We start from the raw sequence: 20919 nt of genomic DNA on the forward strand, positions 1-20919 counted from the left end.
GCGACGGCATCGCCGCGCCCGCTGGCGGCGCGGCTCGACAGGCTCGGCGCGGCGGTCGCCGCGCTGGCGCTCGTCGCGGCCGGGGCGCTGCCCTTCGCATCGTTCCGCGCCAACCGCATCGTCGCCGGCCAGGCCCGCATGATCTGGGAAGCGCTGCCGCCGCTTGGCGCCGCGCTCCTCCTCGCGGCCGTGATCGCCGTCGCGTTCGTGGCAGTCGCTCGGACGCCGGCAGTTCTCCGCTTGGCGGCGAGCTTCGTCGCCGTCGCCCTGCTTGCCGTCGCGATCGGGCTCACGCCAGCGCATCTCGCGCCGCCCGGCAACAACTATGCCCGCGTTTCGCCCGCCTCCGGCTTCTGGGTGCTGCTCTTCGCCTTCGCCATCCTCGCCGCCGACGCCCTGACGCGGCTGCGCCCGCGGCCGCTCGCGCGGGTCGCCATCCTCGCCCTCGTCGCTGCCGGGCTGGCCCTGGTGCTCGGCTCCGGCCTCTGGGACGGGCTGTCGATCCTGAAGGAATATTCGACCCGCGCCGCCTCGTTCTGGCGGGAAGCGCGCCAGCACGTGCTGCTCGCCTTCGGCTCGCTCGTCGTCTCGACGGCGGTCGGCGTGCCGCTCGGCATCCTGTGCCACCGCGTGCGCCGGTTGCGCCAGCCGATCCTCGGCGTGCTCAACGCCGTGCAGACGATCCCCTCGATCGCGCTCTTCGGCCTCCTCATCGCGCCGCTCGGCTGGATCGCGCTGAACGTGCCGGGCGCGGCCGCCGCCGGCATACGCGGCATCGGTGCGGCGCCAGCGCTCGTCGCGCTCTTCTTCTATTCGCTGCTGCCGGTCGTCGCGAACACGGTGGTCGGCCTCGGCGGCGTCCCGCGCGACGCCGACGACGCAGCTCGCGGCATCGGCATGACCGACCGGCAGCGGCTGTTCGGCGTTGAGCTGCCCCTCGCCTTTCCGGTGATCCTCACCGGCATCCGCATCGTGCTCGTGCAGAACATCGGCCTTGCCACTGTCGCGGCCCTCATCGGCGGCGGCGGCTTCGGCGTCTTCGTGTTCCAGGGCATCGGCCAGACGGCGATGGACCTCGTCCTCCTCGGCGCAGTGCCGACCGTCGCCCTCGCCTTCGCCGCCGCGGTGATCCTGGACGCGGCCGTCGAGGCGATCACGCCCGCAACCCGAAGGGTGGACGCATGATCGAGCTCCGTCACGTCGTGAAGCGCTACGGCGAGGCGACGGTCGTCGACGACGTGTCGATGGTCGTCGAGCCGCGCACGGTCTGCGCCATCGTCGGCACGTCCGGCTCCGGCAAGACGACGCTGATGCGGATGATCAACCGCATGACCGAGCCGAGCGATGGCAAAATCCTGATCGACGGCGAGCCGAACACGAAGCTGCCCGCCCACGAGCTTCGCCGGCGGATCGGCTACGTCATCCAGAACCACGGCCTGTTCCCGCACCGGACGGTGGCGGAGAACATCGCCGCCGTGCCGAAGCTGCTCGGCTGGGACCGCGCGAAGACCGCCGCCCGCGTGGAGGAGCTGCTGCACCTCTTCGGTCTCGACCCGGCGCGTTTCGCGAACCGCCAGCCGCACGAACTGTCCGGCGGCCAGCAGCAGCGCGTCGGCGTCGCGCGGGCGCTGGCAGCGAAACCCAACATCCTCCTGATGGACGAGCCCTTCGGCGCGCTCGACCCGATCATCCGCAACAAGGCGCAGGCCGACCTCCTCGACATCCAGCGCTCGACTGGCACGACCGTGGTGATCGTCACGCACGACATGGAAGAGGCGATCCATCTCGGGCATCGGATCGCCGTGATGGACGGCGGCAAGCTCCTGCAATACGCGCCGCCGGCCGAGATCTTGGCGAAGCCAGCGACGCCCTTCGTGGAGGAGCTGATCGGTTCGGCCGAGCGGCCGTTCCGCTTCCTGTCGCTGGGGTCGCTGGAGGGGGTCGTCGAGCCGGGCGAGGCGGCGGGCGCGCCGATCGCTGCCGGCACCAACCGGCGCGACGCGCTGGCCGAGTTGCTCTGGTCGGGCCGCGACTCGGCGCCCGTCGCGGATGCCGAAGGACGCACCATCGGGCGCATCCGCACCGCCAGCCTCGTTTCCGGCGCGGCGAGGCCGGCGGCGTGAGGATCGTCCCGGTCGGCCTCCTCCTGCGCCTCGCCGTCCTCGCGGTCCTCGTCGTCTTCATCGCCCGGCCGGAGCTGTTCGGCGGCCTCCTTGCCCCGCTGAACTCCGACGACAAGCCGGCGATCTACAACCAGGGGAGCCTCCTCGGCCTGACGGTCGAGCATCTGGAACTGGTGCTGGCCGCGACCGTCTGTTCGACCGTCGTCGCGATTCTGCTTGCGGTGCTGGTCACGCGCCCATCCGGTCGCGAGTTCCTGCCGCTGTCGCGCAGCCTCGTGAACATCGGCCAGACCTTTCCGCCCGTTGCTGTCCTGGCGCTCGCCGTGCCGGCCATCGGCTTCGGCTGGCAGCCGACCTTCATCGCGCTCTTCCTCTACGGCCTCTTACCGATCTTCGAGAACACGATGACCGGTCTCACCACCCTGCCGCCGGCGGTGATGGAGGCGGCTCGCGGCATGGGCCTCACCGACCGTCAGCGCCTGTTCCGCGTCGAGCTGCCGCTGGCGCTGCCGATCATCCTCGCCGGCATCCGGCTGACGGCAGTGATCGGCCTCGCCACCGCGACCATCGGCTCGACGGTCGCCGCGAGGACGCTCGGCGAAGTGATCATCGCCGGACTCATTTCCGACAACCTCGCCTTCATCGTGCAGGGCGGGCTCATCGTCGCCGTGCTGGCCGTCCTGCTGTCCGACGCCCTGTCGGCACTGGAGCGGGTGCTCGCGAAGCGCGTCGGCCGGATCGCGGCACAAGGGAACTGACGCTCGTGGCGGATTTCGATCTCGTCCTCGCCGGCACGCTGGCGCTGCCCGACCGGGTGGTCGAGGGCGGCTTCGTCGCCGTGCGTGACGGCTTGGTGGCGATGCTCGGGCAGGGCGCACCGCCGCAGGCGCGCGAGCGGCACCTGCTCGGAAACGCCTTGATTCTGCCCGGCGCGATCGACGCGCAGGTCCATTCGCTCTCGCAAAAGGATCAGGAGGATTTCGTCTGGTCGACCCGGGCCGCGGCCGCCGGCGGCGTCACCACGATCGTAGATATGCCCTACGACGAGGGCGATCTCGTCTGCTCGGCCGAAGCCGTGCGGCGTAAGGCGGCCCATGCCGAGGCGACGGCGCGCGTCGACGTTGCGCTCTACGGCACGGTCGATCCTTCGGAAGGGGCGGCGCGCATTCCGGAAATGGTCGAGGCCGGCGTCGCCGGCTTCAAGTTCTCGACCTTCGGCACCGATCCGAAGCGCTTTCCCCGCATTCCGCCGCCACTCCTCCACGACTGCTTCGCGGCGATCGCCCGGACGGGCCTCGCGGCCGGCGTCCACAACGAGAACCACGAGGCGGTGGACGATTTCACCGCCCGCACGAAGGCGGCCGGCATCGCGGACTGGCGCGCCCACGGCCTGTCTCGCCCGCCGCTGGTGGAACTCCTCGCGATGGGGGAGATCTACGAGACCGGCGCGCTCACCGGCTGCCCGGCGCACGTCGTGCATTGCTCGCTCGGGCGCGGCTACGAGATGGCGGCATCGTATCGCGCGCAGGGTTTCGCCGCGACGGTGGAAGCCTGCATCCACTACCTCGTCTTGGACGAGGAGAACGACGTCGCACCGCTCGGCGGCCGGGCGAAGATCAACCCGCCGATCCGCCCGCGCGCCGAGGTCGAGAAGCTCTGGCGGCACGTGGCGGCGGGCAACGTCACGCTCGTTTCCACCGATCACGTCGCGTGGTCGGAAGAGCGGAAGACGAAGCCGGAGATGCTGCTGAATGCCTCCGGCGTGCCGGGGCTGGAGATCATGCTGCCGCTGTTCGTCGACGGCGCGCTCAAACGCGGCGTGCCGCTGACCTGGGCGGCGAAGCTGATGGCTGAGAACCCGGCGAAACACTTCCGTATCGATCACGCAAAGGGCGCGCTGCAGATTGGGCGCGACGCCGATATCTGCGTGATGACGCCGGAGCCGTTCACCTACGATCCCGCCGCGACCGGCCATACCGTCGTCGGCTGGAGCCCCTATGCCGGCATGCGCCTGCCCTGGCGCGTATCCAGCACGTGGCTGCGGGGCCGGCAGATTTTCGACGGGAGTAGCGTCCTCGCCGAGCCCGGCAACGGACGGTTCGTCCGACCGCCGGCGACGCTCGCCGCATGAGCGCGAACCTTCCCGTTCGCGCGCACCGGATCGCGGCGGACATCGAAGCGCTGGCCGCGATCACCGATCCCCATCGGCCGTATACGCGGCGCGCCTTCACGCCGCGCTTCCTCGAAGGCCGCGACCACGTGCGGCGCGCGATGGTGGCGGCGGGGCTCGAAACGCGCATCGATGCCGCCGGCAATCTGATCGGCCGCCGCGCCGGATCGGAACCGGGCACCGGGACGATCGCGGTGGGATCGCACACGGACACGGTGCCGGACGGCGGCCGCTTCGACGGGGTCGCCGGCGTCGTCGCGGGGCTGGAGATCGCGCGGGCGCTCCGCGACAACGGCGTCCCGCTGCGGCACGACTTCGAGGTGATCGACTGCCTCGCGGAAGAGGTGTCGGTCTTCGGCGTATCCTGCATCGGCTCGCGGTCCATCGCCGGCGTGCTGCCCCCGGAATGGCTCGATCGCATCGCGCCGGAGGGCGGCGACGCGGCCGGCATGACGCTTTACGAGGGCGTGCGCTTCGTCGGCGGCGAGCCGGAGCGGTTGCGGACGGCGAAGCGCGGCGACCTTAAGGCCTTCCTCGAACTCCACATCGAGCAGGGCACGGTGCTCGAAGGGGAGCGCATCGACATCGGCGTCGTCTCGGCCATCGCCGGCATCACGCGGATCGAGGTGATCGTCGAAGGCCGCGCGGACCATGCCGGCACGACGCCGATGGGCCGGCGGCGCGACGCGCTGGTCGCGGCCAGCGATTTCGTGACGCGGCTCGACGCGCTGGCGCGACAGCGGGCGGTGGACGGCGAGGGCCATTTCGCGGCAACCGTCGGCGAATTCCGCATCCAGCCGAACGCCGCCAATGTCGTGCCGTCGGAGGCGCGGCTCCTGATCGACGCGCGGGCCGAGTTGCGGGAGGGGATGGACGCCTTCTTCCGCGACGTCGAGGGCCTCGCGGCGGGGATCGCGGCGGTGCACGACGTCACAGTCCAGCCGCCGCGTGTGGTCTCCGACAACCGCCCGACACCCTCCGACGACGGATTGCTGACGGAGATCGAAGCCGCCTGCGATCGGCTCGGCGCGACCCGGCGGCGCATGGCGTCGGGCGCGGGGCACGACATGGCCTTCTTCGCGCGCGTCGCGCCGGCGGCGATGGTGTTCATCCCCTGCCGCGACGGCCGCAGCCACGCGCCGGAGGAATGGGCGGAAGCCGACGCGATCGCGCTCGGCGCGGCCGTGCTCTACGAAACCGTCATCGCGATCGACGCGAAGGGATAGAATATGGGCCGCATCCTCACCGAGAGGGACATCGAGGCCGCGGTGAAGGGCGGTTCGGTCTATGCCGCCGGCGGCGGCGGCTGGGCCGACCACGGCCGGATGCTCGGCCGCGCGGCGCTGGCCGCCGGAACGGTCGAGCTGGTTTCGGTGGACGAGCTCGACCCCGACGCGATCGTCGCCACCGCCGCGGCGATCGGCGCGCCGGCCGGCACGACGAAGTGGGAGATGCGACCGGAGGACTACGTGAAGGCGGCCCGCCTGCTGCAGGAGGCGGTGGGCCAGCCGCTCGCCGGCTTCATGGTCGGGCAGAACGGCCGCTCCTCGACGCTGAACGGCTGGCTGCCGGCCGCCTCGCTGGGCGCCAGGGTGGTGGACGCGGTCGGCGACATCCGCGCCCATCCGACCGGCGACATGGGCTCGATCGGCCTCGCCGGCTCGCCGGAGGAGACGATCCAGACCGCCGTCGGCGGCAACCGCGCCGAGAACCGCTACATTGAGCTGGTCGTGCGCGGTGCGACCGCGAAAGTCTCGCCGATCCTCCGCACCGCCTCCGATATGTCGGGCGGCTTCATCGCCTCGGCGAGAGCGCCGGTAAAGGCCTCCTACGTCAAGGAGAACGCCGCGCTCGGCGGCATCTCGCTGGCGCTCGCCTTGGGCGAAGCCATCATCGCGGCCGAGCCGCAAGGCGGTGCGGCGGTGGTGGATGCGATCTGCCGGAAGACCGGCGGCTCGATCGTCGCCAGCGGCGAGATCACCGCCTTCGACGTGCGCTACACGAACGAGGCCTTCGATATCGGCACGGTGCGAGTCGGCAGCGGCGCGTCGGCGCGCATTCTCCACGTCATGAACGAGTACATGGCCGTGGACGACGCGGACGGGCATCGGCTCGCGACCTTCCCGGACGTCGTCACCAGTCTTTCGCCGGAAGGCGAGCCCTTGAGCGTCGGACAGCTCCGGGTCGGAATGCCGGTGCTCGTGCTGCACGTGCCGAAATCGATCATCCCGCTCGGCGCAGGCGTGCTCGACCCCAGCGTCTATCCGCCGGTCGAGAAGGCGATGGGCATCGCCATCGCCCGATATGCTTTGGAAGGGCGTCGCTGATGGGCCGGCATCCGAACTTTCCGACGCCCGGCGGCCCGGTGCTCCGCGCCAAGGGCTGGCGGCAGGAAGCGCTGCTGCGCCTGCTCGAGAACGTCCTTTCGGTCGGCGAGGACCCGGAACGGCTCGTCGTCTATGCGGCGCTCGGCAAGGCGGCGCGCAACTGGGACGCCCACGCGAAGATCGTCGAGGTGCTGACCACGATGGACGAGGACCAGACGCTGGTCGTCCAGTCCGGCAAGCCGATCGGGCTCTTGAAGACCCACAAGGACGCGCCGCTCGTCGTGATGGCGAACTGCAACATCGTCGGCCAGTGGGCCAAGGCGGAGGTGTTCTACGAGCTGGAGCGGAAGGGCCTGATCTGCTGGGGCGGCCTCACCGCCGGCGCATGGCAGTATATCGGCAGCCAGGGCGTCATCCAGGGCACCTACGAGATCTTCATGCGCATCGCCGAGCGGCATTTCGGCGGCACGCTCGCCGGCCGCTTCGTGCTGACCGCCGGCCTCGGCGGCATGGGCGGCTCGCAGCCGCTCGCCGGCACGATGGCCGGCGCGGCGATCCTCTGCGTCGAGGTCGACCGGGCGCGGGCCGAGATGCGGCAGCGGATCGGCTATCTGCAGCACATCACGGAGGACCTCGACGAAGCCCTCGGCCTCATCGGTCAAGCGAAACATGCCGGCCAAGCCGTATCGGTCGGGCTCGTCGGCAACGCGGCCGACATCTATCCCGAGATCGCGCGGCGCGGTGTCGTGCCGGACGTCGTCACCGACCAGACCGCCGCGCACGACCTCGTCTACGGCTACGTCCCGGCGACGATGACACTGGACGAGGCGCGCTCCTTGCGCGGCGCCGACAACGCCCGGCTGATGGCGGAAAGCCGGAACTCGATCGTCGCACACGTGCGCGCCATGCTCGACTTCAAGCGGCAAGGGTCCGTCGTCTTCGACAACGGCAACTTGATCCGCACCCATGCTCGCGACGGCGGCGTCGAGGACGCATTCACGATCCCCGTCTTCACCGAAGCCTACCTCCGCCCGCTGTTTTGCGAAGCCGTCGGCCCCTTCCGCTGGATGGCGCTCTCCGGCGAGCCGGGTGACATCCGCCGGATCGACGACCTCGTGCTGGAGCTGTTCCCCGACAACCGGATCGTCACCAACTGGGTGCGGCTCGCCCGCAAGCACGTGCCCTTCGAGGGCCTGCCGGCGCGGATCGCCTGGCTCGGCCACGGCGACCGGACGAAGCTCGCCCTCGCCGCGAACGACCTCGTCGCCAGGGGCGAGCTCGCCGGCCCCCTCGCCTTCTCGCGCGACCATCTCGACGCCGCCTCGATGGCGCATCCGAACATCATGACGGAGAACATGGCGGACGGCTCGGACGCGGTCGCCGACTGGCCGCTGCTCGACGCGATGGTGCTCTGCTCGTCGATGGCCGATCTCGTCGCGATCCATTCCGGCGGTGGCGGCTATGCCGGCTTCATGACCAGCGCCGGCGTGACGCTCGTCGCGGACGGCTCGGAAGACGCCGCCCGCCGTCTCGGCTACGCGCTGACCAACGACACCTCGCTCGGCATCATGCGTTATGCCGATGCCGGCTACGAGACGGCGCGGGAGGCCGCGCGCGAGAAGGACGTCGGCTGGCTCGGCCTATAGCCGCATCCCCATCGTCACGCCCTCGCCGCGCTCGATCTCGGCAAAGCCGAGATGGCGGTAGAAGCCGAGCGCCCGCTCGTTCGTCAGGCTGACGCCGAGATGGACGGCGGGAGCACCGGCCTCGCGCAGCGACTCCAGTTCCGTCTTGATCAGCCGCCGTCCCCAGCCGCCGCCCTGCGCTCCCGGCAGGATGTTGATGTGGAGATGCGCGGGATAGCGCGCCGCCAGCGCCGGGTCGGTCCGCTCGGGCGCGCCGATATACTCCAGCACCCTTGCATCGGAAGGCGCGCGCGGCTGACTCGCGGCATGGCGCGACCGAAGCTCCGGCCACCAGCGATGCTCCAAATCCGCCTCGAAGGCGAGCGTGTCGGGCGCGCCGACGACATAGCCGATGGGCTTGCCGCCATCCGCGAGGACGAAGGCGTGCGCCGGCTCGAGTTCCAGATAGGGCACCGCCCAGACGTAGCCGGGATAGTGCGGGTCGGAATAGTCGGCGCTGCCGTCCGTGCCCGACCTCGACGTCAGGAGGCAGATGCGGAACAGCGCCTCGCGGTCGTCCTCACCGGCCTGCCGGATTTCGATGGTCATTCAGAGCTTCGTCCAGCGCCCGTCGGCCTTCGAGGATTCGACGCAGGCCGTGATGAAGCGCATCGCCCTGACACCGTCGGAAACGCTCGGGAACACCACTCCATCAGGCACGCCCTCCCCGCGGTCCGCGGCACGGATGGCGGCGGCCGCCTCGCGGTAGATCGTGGCGAAGCCTTCGAGATAGCCTTCCGGATGGCCGGGCGGAATGCGGGTGACGCGGGCCGCCTCCGGCCCCGCCCCCGCGCCGCCGCGGGTGACGAGCTGCTTCGGCTTGCCGAAGGGCGTCCACCAGAGCTGGTTCGGGTTCTCCTGCGCCCATTCGAGCCCGCCCTTCTCGCCGTAGACGCGAAGGCGCAGGCCGTTCTCGTTGCCGGGCGCGACCTGGCTCGCCCAGAGCATGCCCTTCGCCCCGCCGGCGAAGCGCAGGAGCGCGTGGTCGTTGTCGTCGAGCCGGCGGCCGGGCACGAAGCTGGTGAGATCCGCCGCGACGGCCTCCAGCTCGAGGCCGGTGACGAAGGACAGGAGGTTGAAGGCGTGGGTGGCGATGTCGCCGAGCGCGCCGCCGGCCCCCGCCTTCTCGGGATCGACGCGCCATTCGGCCTGCTTCGAACCGGTATGCTCGGCCGCTTCCGTCAGCCAGTCCTGCGCGTACTCCGCCTGGACGACGCGGATGGCGCCGAGCTCGCCCGCCTCCACCATCGCCCGCGCGTGGCGGACCAGCGGGTAGCCGGTATAGTTGTGGGTGAGGACGAAGACCTTCGCCGAACCGGAGGCGATCTTCTCCAGTTCCACCGCGTCCTCCAGCTTCGCGGTGACCGGCTTCTCGCAGATCACGTGGAAGCCGGCTTCGAGGAAGGCTTTCGCCGCCGCGAAGTGCAGATGGTTCGGCGTGACGATCGCCACCGCCTCGATCCCGTCCTCGCGACCGCGCTCCTGCTCGGCCATCTCGGCGAACGTACCGTAGGCCCGCGAGGGATCGATGCCGAGTTCGGCCGCCGAAGCGCGCGAGCGCTCCGCGTCGGAGGAGAAGGCTCCGGCGACGAGCTGGAACTCACCGTCGATGCGGGACGCGATGCGATGCACCGCGCCGATGAAGGCGCCCTGCCCGCCGCCCACCATGCCGAGCCGGATCGGACGCGCCGCCGACGTTCCTTGCGCTGCGGAAACCATGCGTGCTTTCCCCTATCCCCTCACCGGTCGAGCCCGAGCGCGCGGCGGTTCACCGCCTCGTCCGCACCGGACCCGGCGAAGTCGTCGAAGGCCTTCGCACCGCGCTCGATGATGTGCGCCTCGATGAACGACGCACCTTCCCGCGCGCCCTGTTCCGCGCTCTTGATCGCGCATTCCCATTCGAGCACCGCCCAGCCCTCGAAGCCGTATTGCGTCAGCTTGGAGAAGACCGCGCCGAAATCGACCTCGCCGTCGCCGAGCGAGCGGAAGCGCCCGGCCCGGTTCGCCCAGGACTGGTAGCCGCCGTAGACGCCCTGCCTGCCGGTCGGATTGAACTCGGCGTCCTTCACGTGGAACATGCCGATTTGGGAGTGGTAGATGTCGATGTTCGCGAGGTAGTCGAGGCCCTGCAGCACGTAGTGCGAGGGGTCGTAGAGCATCCGGGCGCGCTTGTGATTGCCGGTGCGCTCCAGAAACATCTCGTAGGTCACGCCGTCGTGCAGGTCCTCGCCCGGATGGATCTCGAAGCAGACGTCGACGCCGTTCTCCTCGAACGTGTCGAGGATCGGCCGCCAGCGCTTCGCCAGTTCGTCGAAGGCGGCCTCCACCAAACCGGCCGGGCGCTGCGGCCAGGGATAGACGTAGGGCCAGGCGAGCGCGCCGGAGAAGGCGGCGGCGGCCTTCAGCCCGAGGCGGCGCGAGGCGACGGCCATACGCTTCACCTGATCCACCGCCCATTCCTGCCGCGCCTGCGGGTTGCCGCGCACGTGCGGCGCGGCGAAGCCGTCGAAGAGCTCGTCATAGGCCGGATGCACGGCCACGAGCTGGCCTTGCAGGTGCGCCGAGAGCTCGGTGATCTCCAGACCGTGGCCGGCGACGATGCCCTTCACCTCGTCGCAATAGTCCTGCGATTCGGACGCCTTGACGAGATCGAACAGCCGCCCGTCCCAGCTCGGGACCTGCACGCCCTTGTAGCCGAGGTCGGCGGCCCAGCCGCAGATCGCGTCGAGCGAGTTCATCGGCGCCGCGTCCCCGGCGAACTGCGCCAGGAAAATGCCCGGTCCCTTGATCGTCATCGGCCTTCCTCCCTGCCCCTCTGCATGGCGCAATATGCAGAGGAGACGGTCGCTGGGAAGCCCGACGCGGTCGATCTTGCCCGGACGGAGAGGCGCGGCGGCCACAGGCTCCGCGCCTCCGAACCGTCGCTCAGTTGGTCTTGGCGAGCGCCGCGACGATCTGATCGACGTTGTAGTGGAACATCTTCAGGTAGGTCGGAGCCGGCCCGTCCTTTGCCGACAGCGACTCGACGTAGAGTTCGCCGCCGGGCTTCGCGCCGGTCGCCTCCGCCACCTGACGGACGAGGCGCGGGTCGTTGGAATTCTCGAAGAAATAGGTGGTGATCTTCTCGGCCTTGATCTGGTCGATCAGCCGCGCGACGTTCTGCGCGGAGGCCTCCGTTTCGGTCGAGAGACCTTGCGGTGCGAGGAAGGTCACGCCGTAGGCGTCGCCGAAATAGCCGAAGGCGTCGTGGCTGGTGAGGATCTTCCGGTCCTCCTTCGGCGTCCTGCCGATCTCGGCCTTGGCGTATTCATCGAGCTTGCGCAGTTCGGCGGTGTAGCGCTCGGCATTCGCCTTGAAGCTCGCCGCGTCCTCGGGATCGGCTTTCGCCAGCGCCGCCTCGATCACCTCCACCCAGCTCTCGACGTTCTTCGGGTCGTTCCAGACGTGCGGGTCCTGTTCGTGGTCGTGGTCGGCGCCCTCGGCGGCGTGGTCGTGCCCTTCCTCCTCGCTCATCTCGCGCGGCTTGACGTTCGCCGAAGCGACCACCGGCTGGCCGGCGTAGCCGGAGGCGGTGATCAGCCGGTCCATCCAGCCCTCCAGCCCGATGCCGCTGACGAAGACGACGTCGGCCGCCTTCAGATGCTTTGCGTCGTCGGGAGCGGGCTCGTATTCGTGCGGGTCGCCGTTCGGCCCGACCAGCGTCGTGACGTCGACATGATCGCCGCCGACCTCCTTCACCACGTCGCCGAGGACGCTGATCGAGGCGACGACGTCGAGCGTTTTGGCGAAGGCGGCGGGCGTCGCCGCCATCAGGGCCGTCGCGCAGCCGAGTGCGAGAGCGATGCGCTTCAGGGTCATGGACGTTCTCCTTTGCGGTCGAGGATCAGGCGGTGCGGTGGCGCCGGCGGGGCCGAAGCCGGGCGAGCGCGCCGGACGGGGCGAAGACGAGCGACAGGCAGTAGATCGCGCCGGCGAAGAGCAGGATCGTCGGGCCGGAGGCGAGCCCGAAGTGGAACGAGACGACGAGGCCGAGCCAGCCCGACACGACGGCCACGCCGACGGCGATCGCCATCATCGCCGGCAGCCGCTTCGCCCAGAGCTGCGCGGCGGAGGCCGGCAGCATCATCAGCCCGACCGCCATCAGCGTGCCGAGCGTCTGGAAGCCCGCGACGAGATTCAGCACGACGAGGAGCAGAAACAGGAAGTGGAAGACGCCGTCGCGCACGCCGACCGCCCGAAGGAAGCCGGGGTCGACGGACTGCGCGACAAGCGGCCGGTAGAACAGCGCGATCGTCAGCACCGTCACGCTCGAGATCGCGCCGATGAGCAGGATCGCCGACCGGTCGACAGCGAGGATCGTGCCGAACAGGACATGGAGGAGATCGATGTTCGAGCCGCGCAACGAGACGATCAGGACGCCGAGGCTGAGCGAGATCAGGTAGAAGCCGGCGAAGCTCGCATCCTCCTTCAAGGCTGTCGCGCGGGCGGCCAACCCGGCGAGCCCCGCGACCGCGAGTCCGGCGACGAAGCCGCCGAGCCCCATCGCCGGCAGCGAGAAGCCGGCGACGAGGAAGCCGACCGCCGCGCCCGGCAGGACGGCATGGCTGAGGGCGTCGCCGACGAGGCTCATCCGACGCAAGACGAGGAGCACGCCGACCGGTCCCGCGCCAAGCCCCAGCGCGAGGCAGGCGACGAGGGCGCGGCGCATGAAGCCGTAGTCGGCGAACGGCGCGACGGCGAAGTCGTAGAGCATCACGCTGCCACCGCCCGGTCCGGCTCCGGCGCGCGGCACAACGCGGCGTCGTCGTCCCAGGCCTCGGCCATGGCCCGCGCTTGACGCAGGTTTTCGGTGCTGAGCACGTCCGCCGTCGGCCCCCAGGCGACCGGCTCACGCGCGATCAGCAGGGTTTGGGGAAAATACTCGCGCACCTGCGCGATGTCGTGGACGACGGCGGCGACGGTGCGCCCCTCGCCGTGCCAGCGGTGGATGATCGCGAGAAGGTCGGCCGTGGTGCGAGCGTCGATCGAAGCGAACGGCTCGTCCAGCAGCACGAGCTTCGGATCCTGCAGGACGAGGCGAGCGAAGAGGACTCGCTGGAACTGGCCGGTGGAGAGTTCGGCGATCGGCCGGCGCTCGAAGCCTTCGAGCCCGACCGCGGCGACCGCCGCGCGCGCCGCCTCCGTGCCCTGGCGCGTCAGACCGCCGAACAGGCCGACATGCCGCCAGGCGCCGAGCGCCACCATGTCGCCGACGCTGATCGGAAAGGAACGGTCGATCTCGGCCGCCTGCGGCAGGTAGCCGATGTCGGCGGGACGCAGCCCTTCGCGCCGGATACGGCCGGTCGACAAGGGAAGCTGTCCCATCACGGCCTTCAGCAGCGTCGACTTGCCGGCCCCGTTCGGCCCGACGATGCCGGTGAGGCTGCCGCTCGCGAAGGCGCCGGACAGGTGGTGGACGGCCGGATGACGCCCATAGGCGACCGTCACGTCCTGCAGCGAAAGCACGGTCGCGTTCACGCCAGCGCCAGCGACCAGAAGATGCAGAGCCAAAGGACGAGCAGTACTGCCGCCGCCAGCCCCAGCCGACGGTGGGCCGGCTGCATCAGCGTCGAACGCCCGAATCGATCCCCGTCCGCCGCCATCGCACCCGCCTACAGCCAAGCCGCGACTGCCGCCGGCTTCGGATGGGGGCTTAATGTGATATTATAACATTGTCAAACCGAGCCCGGGCAGGTCGGTGCGGATGCGGCTCGGCGCATCATTCCCATTCGATCGTGCCGGGCGGCTTCGAGGTCACGTCGTAGACGACGCGGTTGATGCCGCGCACCTCGTTGATGATGCGCGTCGCCGCCGCCCCTAGGAACTCCATGTCGTAAGGGTAGAAGTCGGCCGTCATGCCGTCGACAGACGTGACGGCCCGCAGCGCGCAGACATATTCGTAGGTTCGCCCGTCGCCCATCACGCCGACCGTCTGCACCGGCAGAAGCACCGCGAAGGCCTGCCAGATCGCGTCGTAGAGGCCGGCCTTGCGGATCTCGTCCAGATAGATCGCGTCGGCCTGGCGCAGGATGTCGAGCTTCTCACGCGTCACCGCGCCGGGGCAGCGGATCGCGAGGCCTGGCCCCGGGAACGGATGGCGGCCGACGAAGCTTTCCGGCAGGCCCAGTTCCCGGCCGAGCGCGCGGACCTCGTCCTTGAAGAGCTCGCGCAGCGGCTCCACGAGCTTCATGTTCATGCGCTCGGGCAAGCCGCCGACATTGTGGTGCGACTTGATCGTCACCGACGGCCCGCCGGTGAAGGACACGCTTTCGATCACGTCCGGGTAAAGCGTGCCCTGCGCCAGGAACTCCGCCCCGCCGAGCTTGGCGGCCTCCGCCTCGAAGGTCTCGACGAACAGCCGGCCGATGGTCTTGCGCTTCTTTTCCGGATCGCTCTCGCCCTCCAGCGCGCCGAGGAACAGGTCGGCCGCCTCCACGTGGACGAGCGGGATGTTGTAGTGACCGCGGAACAGGCCGACGACTTCCTCCGCCTCGCCCTGCCGCATCAGGCCGTGGTCGACGAAGATGCAGGTGAGCTGGTCGCCGATCGCCTCGTGCAGCAGCACCGCCGCGACGGCGGAGTCGACGCCGCCCGAAAGGCCGCAGATCACCTTGTTGCGCCCGACCTTTTGCCGGATCTCCTCGATCGCCTGCTCGCGGAAGGCCGCCATCGTCCAGTCGCCGGAAAGGCCGGCGATGCGGTGGACGAAGTTCGAGATCAGCTTCGCGCCGTCGGGCGTGTGCACCACCTCGGGGTGGAACTGCACGCCGTAGAAGCGCCGCGCCTCGTCGGCGATCGCGGCGAAGGGCGCGCCGGGCGAGACGCCGACGATCTCGAAGCCGGGCGGCAGGGCGGTCACGCGGTCGCCATGGCTCATCCAGACCTGATGGCGCGTGCCCTCCGCCCAGACGCCGTCGAACAGCGGCGAAGCACGCTTCACCTCGACGAAGGCGCGGCCGAACTCGCGGTGGAGGCCGCCCTCGATCCGGCCGCCGAGCTGGGCGCACATGGTCTGCTGGCCGTAGCAGATGCCGAGCACCGGCACGTCCGCATCGAAGATCGCCTGCGGCGCGCGCGGCGAGGTCTCTTCCGTAGTGGAAGCCGGCGAGCCCGAGAGGATCACCGCCTTCGGCTGCAGCCGGGCGAAGCCGTCCTCGGCCGACTGGAACGGCACGATCTCGGAATAGACGCCGGCCTCGCGCACGCGCCGCGCGATGAGCTGCGTCACCTGGGAGCCGAAGTCGACGATGAGGACGGTGTCTGGGTGCGCGGTCATTGCGAGCCTTTACGAGCGCTCTCGCCGCTTCGCAAGCCTCAGATCAAGCCGGCCTCGAGCGCGATGCCGAGACGGTCGACGGCGTCGGCCAGCCGCTCGTCCAGAACCCCGAGCAGCGAGGTCCAGTCGTCGTAGTGGTGGAGGTCGGCCGCGCCGTCCGAGACGCCGCGGAGGCCCACCAGCGGCACGCCGTAACGCTGGCAGGCGCGCAGGACCGCGAAGGTTTCCATGTCGACCATGTCGGCATCGATCTCGTGATACCGCAGTCCCGTCACCACGTCGGCGCCGGTCGACAGCCGCGCCGCGGGAATGCTCGGAATCGGGGTCGGCAACGGCGTTTCGACCGGATGGTCGAGGAAAGGCGTCACGCCCTTGGTGAAGCCGAGCGCGGAAGCGTCGATGTCGCGCCAGGAAACGCCAGCCACTTGATAGACAGCGCCCTGCTCCAGCGTGCGGGAGCCGGCGGAGCCGAGCGAGACGACGAGGTCGGGCAACCGCCCGGCCGCCGCCAGCGCCTGCAGCGCGATGCCGGTGCCGAGCGCCGCTTCCACCGGGCCGACGCCGGTCATCAGCGGGCGGATGCGCTCGCGAAGCCGTGGCCCGTATTCGGCGTCCGCCGCCATGACGAACAGGACGCGGCGACCGCCGAGTTCGCCCTGAACGATGTCGTCCCGGAAGTCGCCGCCGGCACTCATCCGCGTGCGGGCCTGCGGCGGATCAGCTGGTGACCAGCGAGCAGCGCCAGCGGGCATCGCCGCCGACCATCGTCGCGTGGTTGCCGACGCGCCAGACGTCCTGCCCGGAATCGAGGCACATGCCGCGGGCTGCGAGAATGGCGGCGAACGCGTCCGAGCGCCCACAGGCCATCCAGGTGTCCGGGCTCTTCTCGTCGCCTTCCTTGCAGACCTGCTTCTGCGACGACCAGAGGTCGATCAACCTCACGTCGTCGATGCTGTCGGCCTTGGCCGCAGGCAAGGCGAACGCGACGGCAAGCGCCGCCGATAGCGCAAGCGATTTCATCATGTTTCGCGTCATCCCCTCAAATGCCGCAACGCGAAAAAGTTAAGGTTGGGCGAAGCCCGCTGTCAACGCGCCTTTCCGGCCGCCGCCAGCTTCAGTTCAGCCGCAAAATCGAAAGGTTGAGTGCTGTGGCATAGGCGACCCAGACGCCGTAGGGGACGAAACAGGCGAAGGCCGCACGGTTCTGCCGGATGGTGGCAGCGAGGAAGGCAAGGATCGCGACCAGCAGCGCGGCGATCACGCCGAGCCCGAAGCCGATCCGTTGCGCGCCGAAGAAAGTCGGCGACCACGCGAAGTTCAGCGCCAGCTGCACCGCCCAGGGAAGCAAGGCCAGCGCCGGTCCGCGGAGGAGAACCAGCCAGCCGGCGACCGCGACGAGCACGTAGAGCAGCGTCCAGGCTACCGGAAAGAGCCAGTCCGGCGGGGTGAAGGAAGGCTTCGCCAGCGCGGCGTACCAGTCGCCCGGCGGGTTCGACAGGCCGATCACCATGCCACCGCCGAGCACCAGCGTGATCATGAGGCCGAGCAGAAGAGCGGAGCGGATCGACAGAAGCGTCATCGCCGCACCAGCCGGGCGAAGAAGAAGCCGTCGGTGCCGGACCGGCGCGCCGTCAGCAGCAGTCCGGACCCGCCGCCTCCAGGCACGTTGAGGAAATCGGGCGGGACGTCCGACAGTTCCTCCCTCCAGACGGCGCCCGCGTCTTCCACGGCGAAGTCCGGGTGCCGCGCGAGAAAGGCCTCGACGCGCGCGCCGTTCTCGGAGGCGAGCACCGAGCACGTGACATAGGCGAGCCGCCCGCCGCCCGGCCGCACGAAGCGCGCGGCGCTGTCCAGAACGGCGTCCTGCTCCGCCGTCCGCTTCTCGAGGGCGGAGCGGGACAGTCGCCACTTCGCATCCGGCCGCCGCCGCCAGGTGCCGGAACCGGTGCAGGGCGCATCGACGAGGACGCGGTCGCAAGCACCCTCGAGCGCTTCGAGTTCCCCCGTGCGGCTGTGGACCTCGACGCTCTCGGCGCGGGCGCGGCGGAGCCGCTCGTAGATCGGCGCGAGCCGGCGCCGGTCGGCATCGAAGGCGTGGATCCGCCGCTCGCCCGCCGTCGCCGCGGCGAGCGCCAGCGTCTTGCCGCCGGCCCCGGCGCAGAAATCGAGGATCGTTTCGCCGGCCTTCGCGCCGACGAGCAGCGAGACGAGTTGCGAGCCTTCGTCCTGCACCTCGACCGTTCCCATCTGGAAGACGGCCTCGGCCTGGACGTTCGGATGCCGCCCCGCGCCGGCGATGGGCGGGATGCGCAGGCCGAGCGGCGACAGCCGCGTCGCCGCCGCGCCGAACTCGGCGAGCTTGGCTGCGGCCTCCTCGCGGTTGCCGAGCAGCGCGTTGACGCGAAGGTCCAGCGGCGGGCGTTCGGCGAAGGCGGCGGCTTCCGCGATCCACTCCGGCCCGAGCGAAATGGCGAACTCGTCCGCCAGCCAGTCCGGCACGTCGGCGCGCACCGCGTCCGGCGCTTTGGCGAGATCGACGGTTCTGAAGCGCTCGAAGTCCGCGGCGCTCGGCAGCTTCGGCGCGAAGCGGTCGCCCTCCAGCGCAGCGGCGACCGCGTCCGCCGCCATGCCGTAGCCTTCCGCAAGCGCGGCGAAGACGAGGGCGCGCGGCGAGTCGTTGCCCATGCGCCAGCCGAACGAGCGGCGACGGCGGAGCGCATCGTAGACGAGGTTGCCGATCGCCGAGCGGTCGCCGGAGCCGGCGAAGCGATGCGACAGGCCCCAATCCTTCAGCGCGTCGGCGACGGGGCGATGGCGCTTCGCCACGTCGTCCAGCACCTCGACCGCGGCGGCGAGCCGCCCGCCTAGGCGCATGGTGTCGCCTTCCGGCGCGGTCTTATCGATAGGATGGTCAATCGATCAGGCTTCGTAGGGGTTGAAGAGCTTCGCACCGGTCGGCGCGAAATGCCGGACGTTGCGGGTGACGACGGTTAGGTCGTGTTCAAGCGCAGTCGCGGCGATGAACAGATCGAGGTCGCGCCGCTTGAGTTGCATGGAAAGTGCACCCCAACGGAGAGCGATCTCGGTGCTGAATGGCAGCGTTCGCCTTTCGTAATCCCTCCGAGTTCTGTCGAGCCAGTCGGAAAGTCGCTGAAACGCCCTTACGTCCCTCGAACGCTGCTTTTCGACGCCCGCCGCCACTTCGCCGAAGGTCAGAACGCTCACACGTAGGGGCCCGCCCCCCGTCTGCCGCAGCCAATCGACGACATCCGGGTTTGGACGGGTTTTGAAGTTTTCCGAAAAGACCATCGTGTCGAGAAGGAACATGCGTCAGTCGCGGAAATCGATCTCGCGTCCCTGTAGTTCGAACGGATCTTCCCGATCGAAGAGGTTCTGGCAGTCATCAGGAAGTTTTGGAGCGTTAAGCAGATGATTCAGGAAATCGTCGTCCGCTTTGACATCGAGTGCAACCAATCGCTCGTAATCGGCGGTCGATAGTACCACGACCGCCTCGACGCCACGCTTGGTCACGCGTTGCGGCTTGCCGTTCTGCGCGGCTTCCACGACTGCCGAGAACTTGTTCTTCGCATCCTGCAAGGTCCAAAGATTGCCCATGGTCGACCCCATTATCTGGCTAGATGATAGGCTAGACCGACCTGCAGCGCAAACAGTGGCTGCGAAGGCAAAAGGCCGGGATCGCTCCCGGCCTTTCCAATGTCGCTTATTATTAAGCAGCCTACTCCGCCGCCGCCGCATGGCTGGTGGTGAGGCTCGCCTGCGCGTCGTCCTTGCCCTGTTCCGCCAGCGCCTCGCGAACGCCCGCGCCGTAGGCCGGATCGACCTTGTCGAAGTGGGCGAGCTGCCGGTCGACGATGAACTGCGGCACGCCCTGCATCGCGCCGGCCAGCGTCTTGAACAGGCGCTGGCGGTGCGCCTCGTCGAACAGCGCGAACAGCGCGCGCGGCTGCGAGTAGTGGTCCGCCTCGGCGCGGTATTCGTAGCGGCCCACATCGCCGGAATAGCGATGCGGCGGCTCCTCGACGCTCGGGTCTTCCACCGGGCCGTCGAACGAGTTCGGCTCGTAATAGGCGTCCGGGTTGGTCCTGAGGCCAAACGGCGTCGTTCCGTCGCGGTTGTAGTGGTGCACCGGGCAGCGCGGCTTGTTCACCTCCAGCGACTCGTAGTGCGTGCCGATGCGGTAGCGGTGCGCGTCCGGGTACGAGAACAGCCGGCCCTGCAGCATCTTGTCCGGCGAGAAGCCGATGCCGGGCACGACGTTCGACGGGTTGAAGGCCGACTGCTCGATCTCGGCGAAGTAGTTCTCCGGGTTCCGGTTCAGCTCCATCACGCCGACCTTGATCAGCGGATACTGCGAATGCGGCCAGACCTTCGTCAGGTCGAAGGCGCTCCAGCCGGTCTTCCGCTCGAACTCCTCGGCTTCCGCTTCCGGCATCGCCTGGATGTAGAAATCCCATGCCGGGAAGCGCCCATCCTCGATCATGCCGTAGAGGGCTTCCTGGTAGCTCTCGCGCGACTTCGCGATGACGCCCTCGGCCTCCTCGTTGGTGAAGGTCTTGTGGCCCTGCTTCGTCTTGAAGTGGAACTTCACCCAGAAGCGCTCGCCCTTGTCGTTCCAGAGCGAGAAGGTGTGCGAGCCGTAGCCGTTCATGCGGCTCGGGTCGACCGGGATGCCGCGATCCGACATCAGGATCGTCACCTGATGCAGCGATTCCGGGCAGAGCGACCAGAAGTCCCACATCGCCGTCGCCGAGCGGAGATTCGTGCGCGGATGCCGCTTCTGCGTATGGATGAAGTCCGGGAACTTGTAGGGGTCGGCGACGAAGAACACCGGCGTGTTGTTGCCGACGAGGTCCCAGTTGCCCTCCTCGGTGTAGAACTTCAGCGCGAAGCCGCGCACGTCGCGCTCGGCGTCGGCCGCGCCCTGCTCGCCGGCGACAGTGGAGAATCGCGCCAGCATCTCGGTCTTCTTGCCGACCTCGGAGAACAGCTTGGCGCGCGAATAACGCGTGATGTCCTCGGTGACGGTCAGCGTGCCGTAGGCGCCCCAGCCCTTGGCGTGAACGACGCGCTCCGGCACGCGCTCGCGGTTCTGGTGCGCCAGCTTCTCGATGAGCTGGTAGTCCTCCAGCAGCACCGGCCCGTTCGGGCCGACCGTCTTGGAATTCTGGTTGCTGGATACCGGCGCGCCGGCTGTGGTCGTCAGCCTCGGTTTATCGGTCATCTCGAATCTCCTCGCTGGACGCTTTGGAATTGGAAGCGTTCCAACAGATTCGACCGA

General features: G+C 69.4%; 21 protein-coding genes. 7 read left to right on the plus strand and 14 right to left on the minus strand.

The features are described from left to right. Positions 1–21: 21 nt before the first annotated feature. The 7 genes from F6X38_RS21180 to F6X38_RS21210 are packed head-to-tail and all read left to right on the plus strand — an operon-like array spanning position 22 to position 8266. Complete coding sequence (locus F6X38_RS21180) at positions 22–1185, plus strand: ABC transporter permease (protein ID WP_150973354.1); 1164 nt, start codon at positions 22–24, stop codon at positions 1183–1185. Then, positions 1182–2123 (plus strand): ABC transporter ATP-binding protein, encoded by a 942-nt coding sequence (locus F6X38_RS21185; protein WP_150973356.1) that lies wholly within the window; start codon positions 1182–1184, stop codon positions 2121–2123. Before F6X38_RS21180 ends, F6X38_RS21185 begins: the two co-directional genes overlap by 4 nt. Positions 2124–2125: 2 nt before the next feature. Continuing rightward, positions 2126–2881 carry an ABC transporter permease gene (locus tag F6X38_RS21190; RefSeq protein ID WP_161992868.1) on the plus strand — a complete coding sequence of 252 codons (756 nt, stop codon included), beginning with the start codon at positions 2126–2128 and terminating at the stop codon, positions 2879–2881. Positions 2882–2886: 5 nt separating this feature from the next. Next, on the plus strand, positions 2887–4254 hold the full coding sequence (locus F6X38_RS21195) for a dihydroorotase (RefSeq protein WP_150973360.1): 1368 nt from the start codon (positions 2887–2889) through the stop codon (positions 4252–4254). Further along, a complete protein-coding gene (locus F6X38_RS21200; RefSeq protein WP_150973362.1) occupies positions 4251–5519 on the plus strand; it encodes a Zn-dependent hydrolase in 1269 nt (422 codons plus the stop codon). Before F6X38_RS21195 ends, F6X38_RS21200 begins: the two co-directional genes overlap by 4 nt. Before the next feature lie 3 nt (positions 5520–5522). Beyond that, positions 5523–6620 carry a thiohydantoin desulfurase gene (locus F6X38_RS21205; RefSeq protein ID WP_150973365.1) on the plus strand — a complete coding sequence of 366 codons (1098 nt, stop codon included), beginning with the start codon at positions 5523–5525 and terminating at the stop codon, positions 6618–6620. After that, positions 6620–8266 carry a thiourocanate hydratase gene (locus F6X38_RS21210; protein ID WP_150973367.1) on the plus strand — a complete coding sequence of 549 codons (1647 nt, stop codon included), beginning with the start codon at positions 6620–6622 and terminating at the stop codon, positions 8264–8266. Before F6X38_RS21205 ends, F6X38_RS21210 begins: the two co-directional genes overlap by 1 nt. On the opposite strand, the gene F6X38_RS21215 is transcribed toward F6X38_RS21210, so the two are convergent. From F6X38_RS21215 to F6X38_RS21280, 14 genes are all read right to left on the minus strand, one after another. Then, positions 8261–8854 carry a GNAT family N-acetyltransferase gene (locus F6X38_RS21215; protein ID WP_150973369.1) on the minus strand — a complete coding sequence of 198 codons (594 nt, stop codon included), beginning with the start codon at positions 8852–8854 and terminating at the stop codon, positions 8261–8263. The two genes, F6X38_RS21210 and F6X38_RS21215, sit on opposite strands and share 6 nt — an antisense overlap. Continuing rightward, positions 8855–10024: a Gfo/Idh/MocA family protein gene (locus tag F6X38_RS21220; RefSeq protein WP_150973371.1), complete on the minus strand. Its 1170-nt coding sequence runs from the start codon at positions 10022–10024 to the stop codon at positions 8855–8857. It lies immediately after the preceding gene. Positions 10025–10044: 20 nt separating this feature from the next. Beyond that, on the minus strand, positions 10045–11100 hold the full coding sequence (locus tag F6X38_RS21225) for a sugar phosphate isomerase/epimerase family protein (RefSeq protein ID WP_150973373.1): 1056 nt from the start codon (positions 11098–11100) through the stop codon (positions 10045–10047). A gap of 130 nt (positions 11101–11230) precedes the next feature. Beyond that, positions 11231–12163, minus strand: a complete 933-nt coding sequence (locus F6X38_RS21230) for a metal ABC transporter substrate-binding protein (protein WP_150973375.1) — start codon at positions 12161–12163, stop codon at positions 11231–11233. A 25-nt stretch (positions 12164–12188) separates the two neighbouring features. Then, complete coding sequence (locus tag F6X38_RS21235) at positions 12189–13061, minus strand: metal ABC transporter permease (RefSeq protein WP_425482904.1); 873 nt, start codon at positions 13059–13061, stop codon at positions 12189–12191. Further along, the gene (locus tag F6X38_RS21240; RefSeq protein WP_150973379.1) at positions 13058–13822 is read right to left on the minus strand and encodes a metal ABC transporter ATP-binding protein; all 765 of its coding nucleotides are present in this window, start codon (positions 13820–13822) and stop codon (positions 13058–13060) included. The genes F6X38_RS21235 and F6X38_RS21240 overlap by 4 nt, the downstream gene beginning before the upstream one ends. A 241-nt stretch (positions 13823–14063) precedes the next feature. Beyond that, positions 14064–15620 (minus strand): glutamine-hydrolyzing GMP synthase, encoded by a 1557-nt coding sequence (gene guaA / locus F6X38_RS21245; protein ID WP_150973381.1) that lies wholly within the window; start codon positions 15618–15620, stop codon positions 14064–14066. A gap of 38 nt (positions 15621–15658) precedes the next feature. Continuing rightward, positions 15659–16315, minus strand: coding sequence for a 5'-methylthioadenosine/S-adenosylhomocysteine nucleosidase (locus F6X38_RS21250; protein WP_150973383.1), 657 nt, complete (start codon positions 16313–16315; stop codon positions 15659–15661). A 22-nt stretch (positions 16316–16337) separates the two neighbouring features. After that, entirely contained in the window at positions 16338–16640 is a 303-nt protein-coding gene (locus F6X38_RS21255) for a hypothetical protein (RefSeq protein WP_210248904.1), read from the minus strand. Positions 16641–16734: 94 nt separating this feature from the next. Next, entirely contained in the window at positions 16735–17199 is a 465-nt protein-coding gene (locus F6X38_RS21260; protein WP_150973387.1) for a TspO/MBR family protein, read from the minus strand. Continuing rightward, positions 17196–18494, minus strand: coding sequence for an RsmB/NOP family class I SAM-dependent RNA methyltransferase (locus F6X38_RS21265; protein WP_150973389.1), 1299 nt, complete (start codon positions 18492–18494; stop codon positions 17196–17198). Before F6X38_RS21265 ends, F6X38_RS21260 begins: the two co-directional genes overlap by 4 nt. A gap of 45 nt (positions 18495–18539) precedes the next feature. After that, complete coding sequence (locus F6X38_RS21270) at positions 18540–18947, minus strand: type II toxin-antitoxin system VapC family toxin (RefSeq protein ID WP_150973391.1); 408 nt, start codon at positions 18945–18947, stop codon at positions 18540–18542. 3 nt (positions 18948–18950) lie between these two features. Next, entirely contained in the window at positions 18951–19235 is a 285-nt protein-coding gene (locus F6X38_RS21275; protein ID WP_150973393.1) for a type II toxin-antitoxin system Phd/YefM family antitoxin, read from the minus strand. Between the two features lie 121 nt (positions 19236–19356). Further along, the gene (locus F6X38_RS21280; RefSeq protein ID WP_150973395.1) at positions 19357–20862 is read right to left on the minus strand and encodes a catalase; all 1506 of its coding nucleotides are present in this window, start codon (positions 20860–20862) and stop codon (positions 19357–19359) included. Between the last annotated feature and the right edge of the window lie 57 nt (positions 20863–20919).

The sequence above is a fragment of the Plantimonas leprariae genome (assembly GCF_008802405.1).
Lineage (GTDB): Bacteria > Pseudomonadota > Alphaproteobacteria > Rhizobiales > Rhizobiaceae > Plantimonas > Plantimonas leprariae.